The organism is Desulfovibrio sp. MES5, assembly GCF_002237645.1.
Lineage (GTDB): Bacteria > Desulfobacterota > Desulfovibrionia > Desulfovibrionales > Desulfovibrionaceae > Desulfovibrio.
Window position 1 is genome coordinate 48,929 of the sequence record NZ_MJUZ01000032.1, and the last position, 16,577, is coordinate 65,505.

General features: G+C 55.9%; 16 protein-coding genes. 7 read left to right on the forward strand and 9 right to left on the reverse strand.

All coding sequences use genetic code 11. The features are described 5' to 3' along the window. Positions 1 to 33: 33 nt before the first annotated feature. Both BCS36_RS09260 and folK read right to left on the reverse strand, forming a co-directional pair. Positions 34 to 327: a transcriptional regulator gene (locus BCS36_RS09260; protein ID WP_179979179.1), complete on the reverse strand. Its 294-nt coding sequence runs from the start codon at positions 325 to 327 to the stop codon at positions 34 to 36. 111 nt (positions 328 to 438) lie between these two features. Continuing rightward, on the reverse strand, positions 439 to 948 hold the full coding sequence (gene folK, locus BCS36_RS09265; RefSeq protein ID WP_291302609.1) for a 2-amino-4-hydroxy-6-hydroxymethyldihydropteridine diphosphokinase: 510 nt from the start codon (positions 946 to 948) through the stop codon (positions 439 to 441). A gap of 435 nt (positions 949 to 1,383) precedes the next feature. On the opposite strand from folK, the gene xerD reads away from it, so the two are divergent. The 6 genes from xerD (at position 1,384) to BCS36_RS09295 (ending at position 9,618) form a co-directional block, all read left to right on the forward strand. Then, positions 1,384 to 2,319, forward strand: coding sequence for a site-specific tyrosine recombinase XerD (xerD, locus tag BCS36_RS09270; RefSeq protein WP_291302610.1), 936 nt, complete (start codon positions 1,384 to 1,386; stop codon positions 2,317 to 2,319). Then, a complete protein-coding gene (locus BCS36_RS09275) occupies positions 2,316 to 5,012 on the forward strand; it encodes a CBS domain-containing protein (protein WP_291302611.1) in 2,697 nt (898 codons plus the stop codon). Before xerD ends, BCS36_RS09275 begins: the two co-directional genes overlap by 4 nt. A 181-nt stretch (positions 5,013 to 5,193) precedes the next feature. After that, positions 5,194 to 5,727, forward strand: a complete 534-nt coding sequence (locus BCS36_RS09280; RefSeq protein ID WP_291302708.1) for an HIT domain-containing protein — start codon at positions 5,194 to 5,196, stop codon at positions 5,725 to 5,727. Between the two features lie 165 nt (positions 5,728 to 5,892). Beyond that, positions 5,893 to 6,324 carry a LapA family protein gene (locus BCS36_RS09285; protein WP_291302612.1) on the forward strand — a complete coding sequence of 144 codons (432 nt, stop codon included), beginning with the start codon at positions 5,893 to 5,895 and terminating at the stop codon, positions 6,322 to 6,324. Positions 6,325 to 6,428: 104 nt separating this feature from the next. Further along, positions 6,429 to 9,218 carry a DNA mismatch repair protein MutS gene (mutS, locus tag BCS36_RS09290; protein WP_291302613.1) on the forward strand — a complete coding sequence of 930 codons (2,790 nt, stop codon included), beginning with the start codon at positions 6,429 to 6,431 and terminating at the stop codon, positions 9,216 to 9,218. Then, positions 9,205 to 9,618 (forward strand): DnaJ family domain-containing protein, encoded by a 414-nt coding sequence (locus BCS36_RS09295; protein WP_291302614.1) that lies wholly within the window; start codon positions 9,205 to 9,207, stop codon positions 9,616 to 9,618. The genes mutS and BCS36_RS09295 overlap by 14 nt, the downstream gene beginning before the upstream one ends. Positions 9,619 to 9,643: 25 nt before the next feature. Here BCS36_RS09295 and BCS36_RS09300 read toward each other — a convergent pair whose 3' ends face one another. The 4 genes from BCS36_RS09300 to rimI all read right to left on the reverse strand — a co-directional run bounded on the left by BCS36_RS09300 (position 9,644) and on the right by rimI (position 12,712). After that, positions 9,644 to 10,750, reverse strand: coding sequence for a Smr/MutS family protein (locus BCS36_RS09300; protein WP_291302615.1), 1,107 nt, complete (start codon positions 10,748 to 10,750; stop codon positions 9,644 to 9,646). Between the two features lie 269 nt (positions 10,751 to 11,019). Continuing rightward, positions 11,020 to 11,400 carry a preprotein translocase subunit SecG gene (gene secG / locus BCS36_RS09305; RefSeq protein ID WP_291302709.1) on the reverse strand — a complete coding sequence of 127 codons (381 nt, stop codon included), beginning with the start codon at positions 11,398 to 11,400 and terminating at the stop codon, positions 11,020 to 11,022. Between the two features lie 53 nt (positions 11,401 to 11,453). Then, positions 11,454 to 12,221: a triose-phosphate isomerase gene (tpiA, locus tag BCS36_RS09310; protein WP_291302616.1), complete on the reverse strand. Its 768-nt coding sequence runs from the start codon at positions 12,219 to 12,221 to the stop codon at positions 11,454 to 11,456. A 17-nt stretch (positions 12,222 to 12,238) separates the two neighbouring features. Beyond that, complete coding sequence (gene rimI / locus BCS36_RS09315; RefSeq protein ID WP_291302617.1) at positions 12,239 to 12,712, reverse strand: ribosomal protein S18-alanine N-acetyltransferase; 474 nt, start codon at positions 12,710 to 12,712, stop codon at positions 12,239 to 12,241. Between rimI and BCS36_RS09320 the strand changes: the two genes are divergently transcribed. Beyond that, on the forward strand, positions 12,711 to 13,226 hold the full coding sequence (locus tag BCS36_RS09320; protein WP_291302618.1) for an NUDIX hydrolase: 516 nt from the start codon (positions 12,711 to 12,713) through the stop codon (positions 13,224 to 13,226). The genes rimI and BCS36_RS09320 overlap by 2 nt on opposite strands. Positions 13,227 to 13,261: 35 nt before the next feature. On the opposite strand, the gene BCS36_RS09325 is transcribed toward BCS36_RS09320, so the two are convergent. The 3 genes from BCS36_RS09325 to BCS36_RS09335 form a co-directional block, all read right to left on the reverse strand. Continuing rightward, positions 13,262 to 14,047, reverse strand: a complete 786-nt coding sequence (locus BCS36_RS09325) for an inositol monophosphatase family protein (RefSeq protein ID WP_291302619.1) — start codon at positions 14,045 to 14,047, stop codon at positions 13,262 to 13,264. A 279-nt stretch (positions 14,048 to 14,326) separates the two neighbouring features. Next, complete coding sequence (locus BCS36_RS09330) at positions 14,327 to 15,352, reverse strand: rod shape-determining protein (RefSeq protein WP_291302620.1); 1,026 nt, start codon at positions 15,350 to 15,352, stop codon at positions 14,327 to 14,329. Between the two features lie 2 nt (positions 15,353 to 15,354). After that, the gene (locus BCS36_RS09335) at positions 15,355 to 16,392 is read right to left on the reverse strand and encodes a GAF domain-containing protein (RefSeq protein ID WP_291302621.1); all 1,038 of its coding nucleotides are present in this window, start codon (positions 16,390 to 16,392) and stop codon (positions 15,355 to 15,357) included. Positions 16,393 to 16,577: the final 185 nt, after the last annotated feature.

A 16,577-nucleotide genomic window follows, 5' to 3' on the forward strand; every position in this document is an offset into this window, starting at 1 on the left:
CCACCCGTTATGATTTTGCGTATTGCCGAACGGCTATTCGCGCGGGGGCAGTTCGCGACCGCCTTCTTCCAGACGTTGCAAAAATTTGTCGCGGCATTCATAGCTGCAAAAATGGTGGACAATTTCACCATCACGCACAGAGATATTGCCTTCGGCAGAAACATAGGTCCCACATTCCGGGTCTTTGACCATTTCTCCGGCAGCTATCTTGCGTTCCATTTCGGCCGCGTTTTCTTCTTTGTTTTCTTTTTGCTTTTTCTGCACATCATTGGCGAAAAGACGATACAGGGCGTAGACCGCCAATATCAAAATAAGCCATTTCCACATCTGTCGTGCTCCTTAGGCTCATGCCGGGCATCGGGCCAAAAAATCTGGAGTGTGCGGCTGGGCAACCTGCCTGCAAGCCGAGGAAGACCCTACCACAGAGAGTTCTTCCCGTCACTGAGAAATTCTTTGGCCATCTTTTTCAAATTTCAGTCGCGAAAGCCAGTCCGCAGCAGAAACCCCGTCAATGCGAACTCCGGGGGCAATGTCCAGCAGGGGTACCAGCGCAAAAGCGCGTTGCGTAAGCCTGGGGTGCGGCACAAGGCAGCGCGCATCGTCGCTGTGCTGCTGGCCAAAAAGCAATAAATCCGCATCAATGGTTCTGGGCCCAAAGCGAAGGGCAGGATCAGCGCTGCGTACGCGGCCAAGACCGGTTTCCATTTCCAGCAAGGCCTCCACAAATGAGCAAGGCTGCCAGCAGGATGCAACAACAAGTTCAACCACCTGGTTTAAAAACCACGGTTGATCGGCAAAGCCTTGGGGTTCAGTCGTGTATATGAGCGATACTGCGCCAAGGCGCGCATGGGGCAGGTGACTTAGGGCCTCGCGAGCCAGCTGAAGCATGCGTTCCGCGTTCGCGCTGTTTGAGCCCAGGCTCACGTATGTCTGGATTTCTTCATGCATGGCTGAAGCTGTCCTTTTTCAGTGTGGAATTGAGCACGTTCTCATTGAGCAGGTTTCCGATGAAACTGTTCTGGCAACTGGGTGAACAGGCATCCACCACCAGCGTATGCGTGGCTTCCGCGTGTTATTATGGGCCGAAGCGGGCGCGTCGATGCCATTACAGGTGTATACGCAACGGTGCTCTGTTTTTGAGGCAGAAAGGGGCCCATGGCAACAATTTTTGGCAAGTTCCCTTTCGGCTTGATTTACTCGGGCCGCTGCAAATGCTGACCCCGCCAGAACCAGCGAGTGCGCCCGTTGCAATTGGGTATCCGCATCAATGATCAGCACTGGTAGCACGCGCCCATACGGATTAAAAGCGACTTTTGGCATGTATCCAGCCGCAGCGTCTGTAAAAAACTTGCTCGCGGGGCCTAAGGCGGCTAGCATGCTCACATGACTGAACCCGAAGCATCCGCCACCGCATCTCACTGCCCCCTGGCCGCTCTTCTGCCTTTATGGCAGGACCATCTGTTGGCCCAGCGCGGCCTGTCGCAGCAGACCGTTCTTTCCTACAGCCAGGATCTCGAGAATTTTTTTCTCTTTCGGCAGGAGCTCTCTGGCGGCGGCGCCATGGGTGCGCAACCCGACGAGCAGGAGGTCTTCCTTTACCTTGCATGGCTGCGCGCACGCCAGAATACAGGAAGAACGCTGGCGCGGCGCTTGTCCGCATTGCGGGCTTTTTTCGATTTTGCCATGCAGGAAGGCGTCGTCAAGACCAATCCCGCACAGTTGATGGATAACCCCAAGCTGCCGCAACACCTGCCCGAAGTGCTGACCCGCGATGAAATGGAAAAAATGCTGTCGCAGCCCGACATGCGCGAAAGAGGCGGCCAACGCGACCGCTGTATGCTTGAGCTGCTTTATGCGGCTGGTTTGCGCGTGTCCGAACTCTGTGATCTTTGCCTGCCGGATCTGGACCTGCAGCGTGGTCTGGTGCGTGTTTTCGGCAAGGGAGCCAAGGAGCGGCTCGTGCCCCTGCACGACTTCATGCAGCGCATGCTTGAAAATTATATCAGCCATTGGCGGCCCGCTTTTTCTCCCACAGGCAACCAGCTTTTCGTCAACCGGTCCGGCAATGCGCTCACACGCCAGTATATCTGGAAAATGGTTAAAAAATATGCGCTTGCAGCCGACATACGCCGCCCCATTTCGCCGCACACCTTCAGGCATTCCTTTGCAACGCATTTGCTTGAAGGCGGAGCTGACCTGAGAGCGGTGCAGCTGCTGCTGGGGCATGCCGATATCAGCGCCACAGAAATTTATACTCATGTTCAGGCCGAGCGTCTGCGCGGCATTCACCGCCAATTCCATCCCCGGAGCCAGATGTGACAGCCGCCAAAGCAACCTTGATCACCTGCCATGCCAATGCGGATTTCGATGCCTTTGCCGCCATGCTTGCTGCCCGTCACCTGTACAGCCCACACGTTCTGCTTTTTCCCGGCAGCCAGGAACGAGGCCTGCAAAAACTCTACGCCAGCATTGATACAAAGGCATACAGCTTTGCCGACAACAGCGACCTTGACTGGGAATCCTTTGACCGCCTGGTAATTGTCGACACGCGCCAGCGTAGCCGGGTGAGCCATGTAGCGCCCCTGCTGGAGCGTCTCGACGTGGCTGTCGAGATGTGGGACCATCATCCCGATTCCGGAGACGACATACAATTTGGCACAGTGCATCTGGCCCATATTGGCTCGGTTACTAGCCTTATCGTACAGCACCTGCGCGAGCGCGGGGTGCGTCTTGAAGCTGCGGATGCCACCCTGTTGGGCCTGGGCATCTACGGCGATACGGGTTCATTCACCTATTCTTCAACCACTCCTGCAGACTTTGAAGCGGCTGCATGGCTGCTTGGCCAGGGTATGGACGTAAACCGCATAAATGACCTGGCCGCGCATGAACTTACCAGTATGCATATCCAGGCCCTCAATAGCCTGCTCGAATCTGCCGAGTCCTTTACCATCAACCGCACACAGGTGGTGCTCGCCGAAGCGGCCATGGAACACTATCTTGGCGACTTTGCCTATCTGGCGCACCGCCTGATCGAGATGGAGAAGTTTACTGTTCTTTTTGCCATAGGTCTTATGGGCGACCGCATTCAGGTGGTGGCCCGCAGTCGCAGCGAAAAGATCAACGTGGGGGATATCTGCGCTGCGCTGGGTGGGGGCGGTCATGCCTACGCGGCCTCTGCCTCCATCCGTCACATGACCCTGCATGAAGTTCGAGACGCCATTTTACGCCAGTTGTACGAGCAGGCCCACCCTGACAAGACGGCACGCGAGTACATGTCCTCCCCTGCCGTGGGTGTCGAGTCCACGGCCACCATCCGCGAGGCGGATGAACTCATGCTGCATTTCGGGCTCAAGGCTGTGCCTGTTTTTTCGCCGGGCACCAGAACCTGCAAGGGGCTGCTTGACGCTCAGACTGCCTCTCGTGCCAGCGCGCACGGCCTTGGCGAGGCTCTGGTTGAGGACTATATGCAGGGCTCCGTGCAAACTTTGCCGCCTGAAGCCGTCCTCAAGGATCTTACGGCCATCATTGTCGGAGCGCGGCAGCGCCTTGTGCCCATTGTTGAGACAGACCGCGTGATCGGCGTCGTAACCCGTACAGACCTTATTAATGTCTTTGCCCATGAGCAGGACAGCCTGCCGGTGCTCAAGCACTCCCCAAGCAAGGAGCGGCACGTGGGCAAGCTCATACAGGACCGTCTGCCCTCTGCCGTCAAAGACCTTTTACAGCTGGCAGGAAAGCTCGGCAGGGACCTCGGGTTGCCCGTGTACGCAGTGGGCGGTTTTGTGAGGGATTTGCTGCTGAACAGGCCCAATCAGGATATCGACCTTGTGGTCGAGGGCAACGGCATCACGCTTGCCAAAGCTCTGGCCGTGGAACTTGGCGGAAGAGTGCGCGAACACCAGGAATTCTTGACCTCCGTGGTCATTTTCAAGGATGAAAAAGGACAGGAATCGCGCATAGATGTGGCGACAGCCCGTCTGGAATACTATGAATACCCCGCAGCACTGCCGACTGTGGAACTTTCGTCCATAAAGATGGATCTTTTTCGGCGTGATTTTTCCATCAATGCCCTTGCGGTGCGGCTGGACAGTACGCCCTTCGGGCAATTGATCGATTTTTTCGGCGGGCAACGCGATATCAAGGAGCGCGTCATCAGGGTGCTGCATACCTTGAGCTTTGTTGAAGACCCCACGCGCTGTCTGCGGGCCGTGCGCTTTGAACAGCGCTACGATTTTCGCATCGGCGCTGGAGCGGAAAGGCTCATTAAAAACGCCCTGGGCCTCAAGCTTATGGACAAGCTCGCAGGGCCGCGTCTTTTCAGTGAGTTCAGGCATATCTGTGATGAGGACAATCCGCTGGCCTGTTTCGTACGGCTCGACCAACTGGGTATTTTGCCCGCCATCGCGCCGCAACTTGCGCTTATACCGACCCGCAGGGGGCTGCTGCAGGAGCTTCAGGATATGCTGTCCTGGTATCACCTGCTGTATTTTGAAAAAAAACCGCAAGACTGGCTGGTATATTTTCTGGGCCTCAGTCACGGTCTGCCCTATGCGGAAACATCCGACCTGTACCGTCGGCTGGGGCTGCCGGAGAATAAAAGGGCTGAAATCCTGAACCAGCGGGAGCAAATGCGCACAGTTCGGGGCCGCCTTGAAGCCTGGCAGCGGCGGCAAGACGGGCAGGCTCCCAAAATCAGCGCTTTGTGCGAGGTTTTGGCTCCCCTGTCGCTGGAGTCGCTGCTCTACCTCATGGCAGAAACAGAGAATGAGTTCCTGCAAAAAAGCCTGTCGCGCTACATCACCCAGTGGCAGTACGAAAAGGCCGACATCACGGGTGATGACCTCAAAGCTCTGGGCTTGCCCCCCGGCCCCCTGTACAGCCATATTTTGCGTACCGCGCTGAAGGCCAAGCTGGATGGCGAAACGCAAGGGCGCGAAGCGCAGCTTGGCCTTGCGCATGCGCTTATGCGACAGGAACAGGAGCGAAAAGCCAGGCATCCGTCAAAGGATTGAACCTGGGCAATGTTGAGTTTTTTACTTGTCATTGGCGGCATTTCCCATTTTTTTAATTGCAGGTAATCAGGGATTGTTTATTTAACATTATAAAATTTCTGATGATTTTTGTGTCACTATCGTGCGGGCTGGCGGCTTGCCTCTTGCTCCCGATGGTCAAGCGGTGTATAGAAAAAAAATTATGAAACAATTATGGGCACCTTGGCGTATCGAATACATTCTTGGACCAAAACCAGATTCCTGTGTGTTCTGCCTTTCCGCCGACGGGTTGGATGACGAAGAACGCCTTGTTCTTTACAGAGGGCGTAACGCCTTTGTCATCATGAATAAATTCCCGTACAACAACGGCCACATCATGGTCTGCCCTTACAGGCACGTCATGAATCTTGCCGACCTGACCACTGAAGAGGCCCATGAAGCTATGGATCTTCTGCAGGTATGCGCCGCAATTTTGAAAAAGCATTTTAAGTGTGAAGGCATCAACGTCGGCCTCAATCAGGGTGAGGCCGCGGGCGCGGGCATCAGGGAGCATTTGCATTTTCATCTGGTGCCGCGTTGGACCGGAGATTCTTCATTTATGGCAGTCTTCAATGAAGTGCGCACCATGCCTGAACATCTGAGCCGCAGCTACGCTGCGTTAAAACCTTATTTCACGAAGGACGCCATGGCTGGGGAGCCATGTAGCGCCGGTTCCTTGCCCCATCAGGAAGGTTGAGATCAACGCCGGAATGGTTGATGAAGGAGTGGAGGAAGTTTTTTTGCGCCGCGGCGGCGTGAAGAAACCGGCTGGAGAGCGCAGGCTGTGCCCCACGGGGCGGGCGGCATTCTCAAAAAGCCCGTGAAGATTTTTTGAGATAGCTTTAGCCTGAGGAGTGTGTCTATGCGGTATATCAAGGTTCTCTTGCTGGCCGTCGTTTTCTTTCTTGCTCTCGTATTCTTTTTTCAGAATCAGGGGCCTCTTTCACAAGACATGGTGCTCACGCTCCATCTTTTCTTTATCCCGCCAATGCATTCCATTCCCCTGCCCTTCTATTTTCTGGTGATCGCGGCCTTTGCGCTTGGTTCATTACTCACCCTGAGCTTCCTTGTGTGGGACAAGCTGAACCTCTCTGCCCGCCTCATGAAGCACAAGTGGCACATCAGCAATCTTGAGCGCGAAATGGCCAAACTGAAAAAGAAGTCAGACGTCGAAGCCTCGAAGATCAGCTTTCTTCAAAAGAGCAAGGAAAAGACCGAAGGCGCTCAGGCTGCGGAAACCAAGCCAGTGCAGACTGTTGACGCTTCCCTCGTGCCTGATCCCGACAAGCCGTAGAAATTTTGCCATCAGCCTTACGGCGCTGCCCGATGCGCATCGGGCAGCGCCAACCGTTAATAATTTTACAGCAGTACAACAATTATTGCCCATGAAGCACCACCATGTCTGAGCCCACTTTTAAAATGACTCCCATGTTTGAGCATTACATGAGCATCAAGGCTGACTACCCTGATGCTCTGCTTTTTTATCGTATGGGCGATTTTTATGAGCTTTTTTTCAGTGACGCCGAAGTGGCCGCCCGCGAGCTTCAGATAACGCTCACGAGCCGCAGCAAGGATACGCAAAATCCCGTTCCCATGTGCGGGGTGCCCTGGCACGCCGTGGACGCTTACGTGGCCCAGCTTGTGGACAAGGGCTATCACATCGCCATTTGTGATCAGATTGAAGACCCAAAAACGGCCAAGGGCCTTGTTAAAAGAGCCGTAACCTGCGTCAAGACTCCCGGAACCGTGGTGGATGACGCCAACCTCAACACCAAAAGCCATAATTATCTTGGCGCGCTTTGCCCTTGCGCAGACAGCGAGGGCGGCGGTTTCGCCTGGGTGGACGTATCAACCGGACAGTGGAGCGGCGTAGATTTCAAGCGCCAGGCAGAGCTGTGGCAATGGGTGCAAAAAATGGCGCCACGCGAACTGCTGGTGCCTGAAGGTGTTCAGCCGCCGTCCCGCACCCTGCTTGAGGGCATTCGTCTGGTGCGTCAGCCTGCAAGCATTTTTGAACTCAAGCGCGCCACGGAGCGGGTGTTGTCGGCCCAGGGCGTGCGGGAACCGGGTGCTCTCGGCCTTGCCGGGCACAATGAAATCATGCGGGCCTGCGGTGCGCTGCTTGCATACCTTGCGCAAACGCAGATGCGCAGCCCCGAGCACCTCAAACCTTTTCAGCGTCTTGATCTCAGTCGCCGCCTTGTGGTTGACGAAGTAACGGAACGCAACCTGGAAATTTTTACGCGCCTGAATGGCCGTAAGGGAAAAGGCACCCTGCGTCATGTGATCGATGATACCATGACGCCCATGGGGGGGCGGCTGCTTGAAGACATGCTGCGCCATCCGTGGCGTGAAGTCTCTCCCATTACGCGCATCCAGGACGCAGTAGCCTGGTTTTATGCAGACGACGGCCGCCGCTCCGCCTTGCGGGACGCGCTTAACAACGTGTACGACATGGAGCGTCTGTCCACACGCATCAGCCTGAATCAGGGCAGTCCCCGCGATTTTATTGCCCTGCGCAACAGCCTGGCGGCATTGCCGCAGGTGTATGCTGTGCTGACGGGCGATCCCGCGCCGTCAATTCTCCAGCGGCCCGATCAGGATGATGCGGCACAGGCTGCCGACCCCGCAACCGCGCCTCCCGGTGCTGTGGCCGACATCATCAAAACCTGGGACGCCATGGAAGACTGCACGGCGCTTTTGCTGAGCGCGCTTGTGGACAACCCCCCGCCGGTTATTACCGATGGCGGCCTTTTTAAAAGCGGCTACAACGCTGAACTGGACAGGCTGCTTGATCTCGCTGAACACGGTGAACAAAAATTGCAGGCCATGCTCACCGAAGAGCAGACCACCACAGGCATCGCCAAACTCAAACTGGGATATAACCGTGTATTCGGTTACTATTTCGAAGTGTCGCGCGCTGCGCACTCCGGCGCAGTACCCTATCACTTCATTCGCCGCCAGAGCCTTGCCAATGCCGAACGTTTTACCACTGAAGAGCTCAAGAGCCTTGAAGATGAGCTGCTTTCAGCATCAGACAAACGCAAGGCGCTTGAGTACAGCCTTTTTCAGGATCTGCGTCAGCACATGGCGCAGCAGCGTGAACGCATCAACCACATGGCCCAACTGATCGGGCATCTGGATTACTGGCAAAGCCTTGCCCAGGTCGGACGCATCAATAACTGGTGCCGCCCCGAACTGACAGCGGACGCAAATCTGACCATTCGCGAGGGCCGTCACCCCGTGGTGGAGGCCATGCTTGGCCGCGCCAATTTTGTGCCCAATGATTTTCGCCTGGATGACAAGCGCCGTCTGTGCCTGCTTACCGGCCCCAATATGGCAGGCAAATCAACCGTGTTGCGCCAGGTGGCCATCATCTGCCTGCTCGCGCAGATGGGGGCAATGGTTCCAGCTACTTCCGCGCGACTTGGCCTTGTGGACAGATTATTCTCGCGCGTGGGGGCTTCTGACAATCTGGCCCAGGGGCAAAGCACCTTTATGGTCGAAATGATGGAGACAGCGCGTATCTTGCGTCAGGCGACACGTCGCAGTCTTATCATTCTGGATGAAATCGGACGCGGCACCAGCACCTATGATGGCGTGGCCCTGGCCTGGGCCATGGTCGAAGACCTGTCCAGACGCGCTCAGGGCGAGCTGCGCACGCTCTTTGCCACGCATTATCATGAGCTTACGGCGCTCGAAGGCCGCGTTGACGGTGTTTTTACAATGAATATAGCCATTAGCGAGTATGGTGGCGATATTCTTTTTCTACACAAGCTTGTACCTGGCCCTGCTGACAGAAGTTACGGCGTTGAGGTGGCCAGGCTCGCTGGCGTGCCCGGCCCCGTTGTGCAGCGCGCGAGGGCCATACTGGCCAATCTTGAACGTGGGCGCGATGTTGCGCGCAAGGCGGTAGTCACAGCCGTATGCCTGCCCGGGCTGGACTTGCCCGAGCCCAAGGCAAAAACGGCGGATGACCTGCCCATTCTTCAAGCGGCTCCCCCGCGTGCGGAGCATCCGGTGGTTGAACTGCTGCGCCATATGCAGCCTGAAGAGCTGAGCCCCATTGACGCGCTGAAAACACTGATGGAATGGAAGAGCCTCTGGGGGACAGCCGCTACGTCTTCCGCACAACCACAAGACAGCCCGCAGAATGCGCCGGAAGGAGAAGACCATGGCAGGGGCTAATCCCTGGTCTGTCATCCAGTTCATTGCTGAAAGACGCATTGAAGAGGCCCAGGCGCAGGGGCTTTTTGACAACTTGCCAGGGCAAGGCAAACCGCTGGAACTGGAAGACACGAGCCATGTGCCCGAGGAATTGCGCATGGCCTACAAGATTTTGAGCAACGCGGGCTGTCTGCCCCCGGAGTTGGCAGAACGCAAGGAGCTGACCCGCCTTGTGGACATGTTGGACAACTGTGAGGATGAGCAGGAGCGTGTGCGGCAAATGCAAAAGCTGCGCTTTATGATTGCGCGTGCGAAAATGCGCAGTCAGCGCCATTTGCAGCTTGAGCAGGATGATCCTTACTATGACAGGCTACTGGACAGGCTGTCCGCATCAGGCAAAAAAAGCCCGCAGTCTGCCTGACGCTGTTGCCTTCGGGCAGCCCCTCTCAGTAAAGATCGTCATCTGCTGGCGTGCGTTCCCAATAAACCCGCCCCTTTTTCTTGTACTTGCGCAGTAATACGTAGACGCTCCCTGGCCCTCCATCGTGGGGCTGCGCAGTGCAGAAGGCCAACACGACCCTTTTGAAGGGGTCCTGAGTCAGCCAGTTTTGCAGCTTTTCACGCAAGATGCCTATCCCGTCCGGGGAGTTGCGTCCCCGACCCGGCACCACCAGCACGGTGCGCAATCCTTTATACCAACTGCCGCGTAAAAAACCACGCAAGGCCTCAAAAGCCTGAAGAGCATTGAGCCCGTGCAGGTCCAGATGCGCTTCGGGGCTGAAGGCGCCTGCCCGCAGCTTGTTTATGGTCATCTGATCAAGCCCCACCACATGGCCTTCAAGGTATTCGTCTGAAAATGACAAGGCAAATTCCAACTTGCCATCCATGAAATCCTGAAGGCTGATCTCACCGTGAGGCGGAGGCGTAGCAGCAGCAGGCACTGGCGCCACATCACGCCCACGCCCCTGAAGAGGAACAACCTCACCCATGGCCTGAAGGAAGACGGCGTCGTCTGTATCGGCGTCAGCCAGGGTACTGTCATGGCTTGCCTCGCGCGGGGGTAGTTGTGCCGTATCGGAATTTGAACGCTTTTTTGCGCACATACGGAGACCGTCGTGCGCCGCATCAGGCTGGTTTGCCCTTTTGGTCGGCAAAGTGCTGTCCTTCTTTGCTCCTCCCCTTTCTCCACGTTCAGGCCGGGGGACAGGCATGTTTTTTTTGCCCTTGTTTTGCTTGTTTTTTGCGTCGCCGGAATCAGGGAAACTGGCATGTTCTTCCAGAAGGAACATTCCCGGGTCGGATTGCTTGTGCGTTCTGTCTGTGCTCTGGGGGGCTTTGGGTGACTGTATTTGTCCAACGGAGCGTAAAAAAAGGTCGCGCTCTTCCTCGTTAATGCCAGCGTCGCTTCCGGGGGGCGTGGGGTGCGCCTTTTGATATATTTTCGTTTTGGCAGCAGTATGGGATCCCGCAGGCTTTCCCGCTTTTTTTTCAGGAAGCTTGCCGATATTGAGCGATTTGAAAGGATTTTCACCAAAAGAATCGGAGTCGGACATGGTCAACCCCACAGGGAGAGTTTTGAGCGTTGCTACGCGTATTGTTGCGCCATCCGTGAAGCTTCATTTCGCCAGACGGCTATCGTTTGAATCGCGCGGTGGCTGCATTATTGGGCTCTCGCCCATAAGGCGCAAGCACGCTGCATCTGCTCGTTGTATACCATAAAGGCGCGCGTGATCTTTGAAAATATACCTTCTCAAAGATGTTTGCTCTGGCTGAAAAAAAAGCCGCGGCATGCCGCGGCTTTTTTAATCATGAAATCAAAGTGCTACTGCCCCGCAGGCGCGGCATCCTGATTGCCAGCCGGAGCAGACTGCTGCCCGGCGGGGGCCGCTGGTGCGGCCGGAACGGGCGGCGCGGTGTTGGTCTTAGGCGCCACAGGTTCTTCAATCTTTACATTAAGAATGGTAGATTCGCTGCTGGGCCGCGAACTGGTGACATACGTGTAACTCAAAGAGGTGATAACAAAAATCACCGCCATAAGCGTGGTAAGTTTGGCAAGAATGCCGCCAGCACCACCACTGCCGAAAACAGAAGTGTTGCCCCCGCCAAATATGACGCCCATGCCTTCCTTGCCCGATTGCAAAAGTACAAGGATAATAAGCAACACGCATACAATGATATGCAGCGTAAGAATGAGAGTCTGCACGTATTCCTCCTCGCCGTCCGGCCACTGCCCGACGGCGCGCCAGAAGTTGGGCATCAGGCCCCGATAATTTGTAGGAAGCTTTGCGCCTCTAAAGAGGCTCCTCCTACCAAAAGACCATCCACGTTGTCAAGGGCAATAAGGGCTCCGGCATTGTCTGGCTTGACGCTGCCACCATACAGAATAGGCAGTTTTTTGCCGGTTTCACCCATAAATTTTTCAAGCAGGGCACGTGTCACGCCGTGTGCTTCGCGCACTTCACCCGGGCCAGCCACCTTGCCGGTGCCAATGGCCCACACAGGTTCGTAGGCAATGGCAAAGCGCTCGGTCAGGGCGTCATCAGCCATTGCATCAGGCTTTGACGAAAAAAAGGCCGTCAACTGGCGTTCCAGCACTGCATACAGTTGGCCCTGCTCACGCTCTTCAAGTTTTTCGCCAATGCAGAGCATGGTTTTCATGCCGTGGCTTAAGGCAAATACTGCCTTGCGCGCGACCATATCATCGCTTTCGCCAAAAATATGCCGCCGTTCGGAGTGTCCGACAAGCACCCACTCCGCGCCCACATCCCGCAGCATGCCCACAGAAACTTCCCCTGTGAACGCGCCTTCGGACGCGGGATAAAAATTCTGCGCCCCCACAGTCAGCGATTTTTGCCCGTGAAAGGCCTGGGCCACACATTCAATGGCCGTCGCTGGCGGAAAAACAAGAACTTCTCGCCCTTCCGGCAAAACTGCGGGCAGGGCCGCAGCTATTTCAGCAGCGGTGGTTGCAGCCTCTGTACGGTTTTTGTACATCTTCCAGTTGGCGGCAATGATTTTATGCATACGTACCCCTTGAGGCGTTAAAGCTGACAGGAGTCCAGCTCACATAGGTAGATAAGGGCGTCTTCACCCGTGTCGGCATAGTAGTTGCGGCGTCGCCCCACTTTATGGAAGCCGCAGCCTTCGTACAAGGCAATGGCAGCCTTGTTCCCTGTCCGTACTTCAAGCAAGACTCTATGAATATCCATTTTACGCGCCAGACGCAAGACAGTGCGCAATATGCGTTTTCCGTGTCCAAGACGTCGTATCTTGGGCCGCACAGCCAGATTGAGTATTTCCAGCTCATCACCGGTATGATAAATGGAAATGTAGCCCGCGAGGCATTCGCCATTGAACAGACCAAAGGCCGCAAAGGCTTTTTGGGCAAAGGCGGCACGGCATTGCTCTTCAGACCAGGGCAACGTAAAACACTCGCGTTCGATAGCAGACATTTTTTCGGCATGGCATGCTTCAAGTTGCCGCATGCGCCATGCCTGCCCTGTGGACGTGCTCATGAAAACGTTTCCTTATGAAGGCCTGAAAAATCCGGCACAAAGCCTTGAAGTGGTGGACCGCAACAATGCGCCCCTGTGCATTATGGCAAAAGAAGATGTTTTGCGCCAAGGTCTGCTGCACCGCGCCGTGGCGCTGCTCGTTCGCGACAGAAGCGGGCGCGCCCTGCTGACCCTGGGTGAACAGGGCTGGGGATTTTCGTCATACGGCCAGGTTGCAGCCGGGATGCCGTGCGAGAGCAGCGCCCAGGATATCCTGCTCCAGGAATGGAGCCAGGAGGGCGGCCGCCTTGCCTGCCTGGGCCTCATGCCGCCCTCGGCCAGCAATGGCCTGACCTTTCTTCACCTGTATACGGCCAGTCTGCCGCGTTCCATCATTAACGCCAAGGCCCTGGCGCGCGACAGGCACCTGCTGGTGGATCAGGATGAGCTGAAAGGACTGGGCGCTCACTTTGGCGATCTGCTCTCCCCTGTCATGTATGCCGCCCTTGAGGGCGGATACCTCTCGCATTTCTGAGCAACGCAATTTCTGTTGCTGAAACTGGTTTACGCTCAGGTCGTGGGGCTCAGCAAATCAACGGCCAGGGCGTGCAAACGCCCGTTGCTCGCAAGAAGGGGCTCGCCAAAACGCAAGGGCTCGCCGTTCAGGTTGCTGATGCGCCCCCCCGCCTCTTCCACAAGCAGTATGCCTGCAGCGAAGTCCCACGGTTTGAGCCCGGCTTCGTAAAAAATATCCAGCTTTCCGCTGGCGACATATGCCAGATCAATGGAGGCCGCGCCAATGCGTCGCACGCCTTGCGCCATGGGCAGAACCAGGGCAAGCCGCTCCATTATTTCCGGCAGGCGGGTGGCAATGTCATAAGGGAAACCTGTGCCCACCAGGGCATCATTGAGACTGTCCACACCGCTCACGCTAATGGGCTTGTCATTGCAAAAGGCTCCGTGACCACGAGCCGACCAGTAGCAGCGCCGCAGCATGGGCACATTGACAATACCAAGCTCAACACGCCCCTTGTGCCACAGGGCCACTGATGTGCCCACCTGTGGGATGCGGTGCACAAAGTTGGTGGTGCCGTCCACGGGGTCGATGATCCAGCATAGTTCGTCAGGCGCCTGGTCATCGCTGCTGCTTTCCTCTGCGAGAAAACACGCGCCGGGCACGAGGTCCGCCAGCTTTTCCTTTAAAAATGCTTCTACAGCCAGATCGGTCTGGGTGACCAGATCAATGCTGCCCTTGTGGCGCACGTTGCTGGGCAATTCCCAGTGTTCGCGTATGATCTCACCGCTTTGCAGGACAATATCCACGCAGTTTTTGAGAATGGAACTGGCATCAATCATGAAAAATCCTTTGTTTCAAGTCGAAGCGCGAAGGGACCCCGCTAAATTCGGCCAGGCAGTAGCCGGACAGACTCAAGCGATCAGATGCATCCCCTGGACTTCAATTTATCCAAACATGTCAGGTTGGCGACATTCAGAGCAATCACACGTTGCAGTTGACGCATGGCAGCACGAGAGGGTTCACCTGTGGGGCTGAGCGAGACGATGCAATTGCGCTGTGCAGTGTCGTAACAGGCGTGCTGTCAGCGTTGAGGATACATGTTCGCAAAGAGCATGGGGCTAGTTGATAAAGACGGAGCGGTATGTTTCACGGTTAAGCATGGCTTTGGCTGTGCCGCGCAACACTGTGGTAAGCGGATCTTTATCAACAAAAACCTTGAGGCGGGTTTCTCGGGCGATATACTCATCGAGCCCCTTGAGCAGTGAGCCTCCACCAGCCATGAGCATGCCATTGCGGTAGATGTCTGCGGCAAGTTCAGGCGGCGTTTTTTCCAGAGCGCGCAATACTACCTCAAGAATGGCCTGAACTGGCTCTCTCAAGGCTTCACGAATATGGGCTTCTGTTACCTTGACCACGCGGGGGCCGCCGCGAACCATATCCTTGCCCGAAACCTCAAGGATGGGAGCATTGGGTATGGGCATGGCCGAGCCAATAATCTTTTTTACGTTTTCAGCTGTATTGTCGCCTACTTCCATACGAAACGCGTCACGCATGAACCGCTGTACGGCCAGATTCATGGCATCGCCCGCTATACGTACCGACTGGGTATTGGCAACGCCGGACAGAGTGATGACCGCCACCTCGCTGGTGCCGCCGCCAATGTCCAGAACAAGATTGCCCAAGGGCTCGTGGATGGGTAAATCAGCCCCTATGGCAGCAGCCATAGGCTCTTCGATCATTGAGACGTCTGCCGCTCCGGCCAGCATGGCCGCGTCAATGACAGCCCTTTTTTCAACCTGGGTAATGCCGGTGGGGATGCAGATGGACATGGAAGGCCTGACCAGACGAAGCCCCGTGATGGCCTTGCGCGTAAAATAGGAAATCATGGCCCGCGTGACGTCAAAGTCGGCGATGACGCCATCCTTCATGGGGCGAACCGCGCGGATACGCTGGGGTGTCCGCCCGATGTATTCTTTTGCGGCGGCTCCCACAGCAAGGACTTTGCCTGTATGCGCGTCAAGGGCAACTACTGACGGCTCATTGACGACAATGCCGTGCGCCCTGGTGTAAAGCAGGGTGTTGGCGGTGCCAAGATCCATGGCTATGTCTTTCGACAGAAAACGGAAAATGCGCCGCAACAGCATAATTAATATTCTTTTTGAGGTGGTATGGGGGCGCTGTCCGGATCATATACCTGGGGACCGTCACTGTGCACCCTGGCTCGGGGCAGCATGGTGCGCAACCGTACCTTGAGGTACAGATTTTCCAGAAACAGCGCCAGATGGTCTACGGCCTGACGCACAAAACTGCGCATGGATTCGTCAATCTGCCTGGGCTGCGTGTGAGCCAGGCACAAAACGCCGCGTGTACTTTTGTTGACCATAACAGGCATGCAAATGGCGGCTTGAAAATCTGGCATGTCAGGGAGTTTGCCGAATAAGACGGTAGAAGGTGCGCCCTCTACCCCTTCGGCCACAACGGGCTGGTCGTTATGAAAAACCCAGCCGGTTATGCCGCTGCCCATGGGTAAGATGAGGGGCTCCGGCCCGTCAAGAAGAAGCCGCGCGGATTCTGCTTCCACGCAATACGTTTCGCCGGGGGTTTCCACAGAAGCAAAGGCGCAGTAGTCAAAGCCCGTAGCCTCAACCATGATGCGCAGATAGTTCTGTAAAAATTGCGGCCAGCGTTTATAGCGAAAGCGCAGGTCCTGTATGACGCCCAACTCCACAAAGTAGCGTGGAATATTGCCAGCCAGATCCTGGCGGCCCTTGCTGCCCTGCTGGCGCGCCACAAGCTCAGCAAACATCTGCAAAATTTTGTGGTCTTTGTCAGAAAAAGAATACTGTCTTTTGCTGTCAACGCACAATGCCCCGCCGGTTGGCACGGGGCACCCCATAAAGGCCTTGATGGCGGCCTCTTCGCCACCGGAATAGTAGCCAAGGTTGCTCTGCCGCTGATCGAAGTTGGGAACAAGAAGCGGCTGGCGATTGCGCACAATCCAGCCCACCAGCCCCTTGCCAGGCAACACCGTGGCCTTGGCCCCGATTTTGTCGCCAAGGCTGAAGGCGGCGGCGAGATGGTGTCCCTCGCCTTCTTCGTCAGGCAAAAACAAGACAACAGAGTATGCGTCAAAAACGCTGCAAACGATACTGAGTATATGTTTTTCTAAAGAATTTTCAGTCATGGTGCTGTGGGTTTTATGGTGATGCGGATCGACCGCCAAGATGTATCAATAAACTCATTTCTTGTAGCAAAGCGCATCGCCCCCCGCAACTGCTTTTGATCATAGGACGATGCAACAGGTCAGGCAATCTGAAGAAAAAAGGATAAATATGTAAAAATATGGCTCCGCTGCCCCTGTAAGGGGTT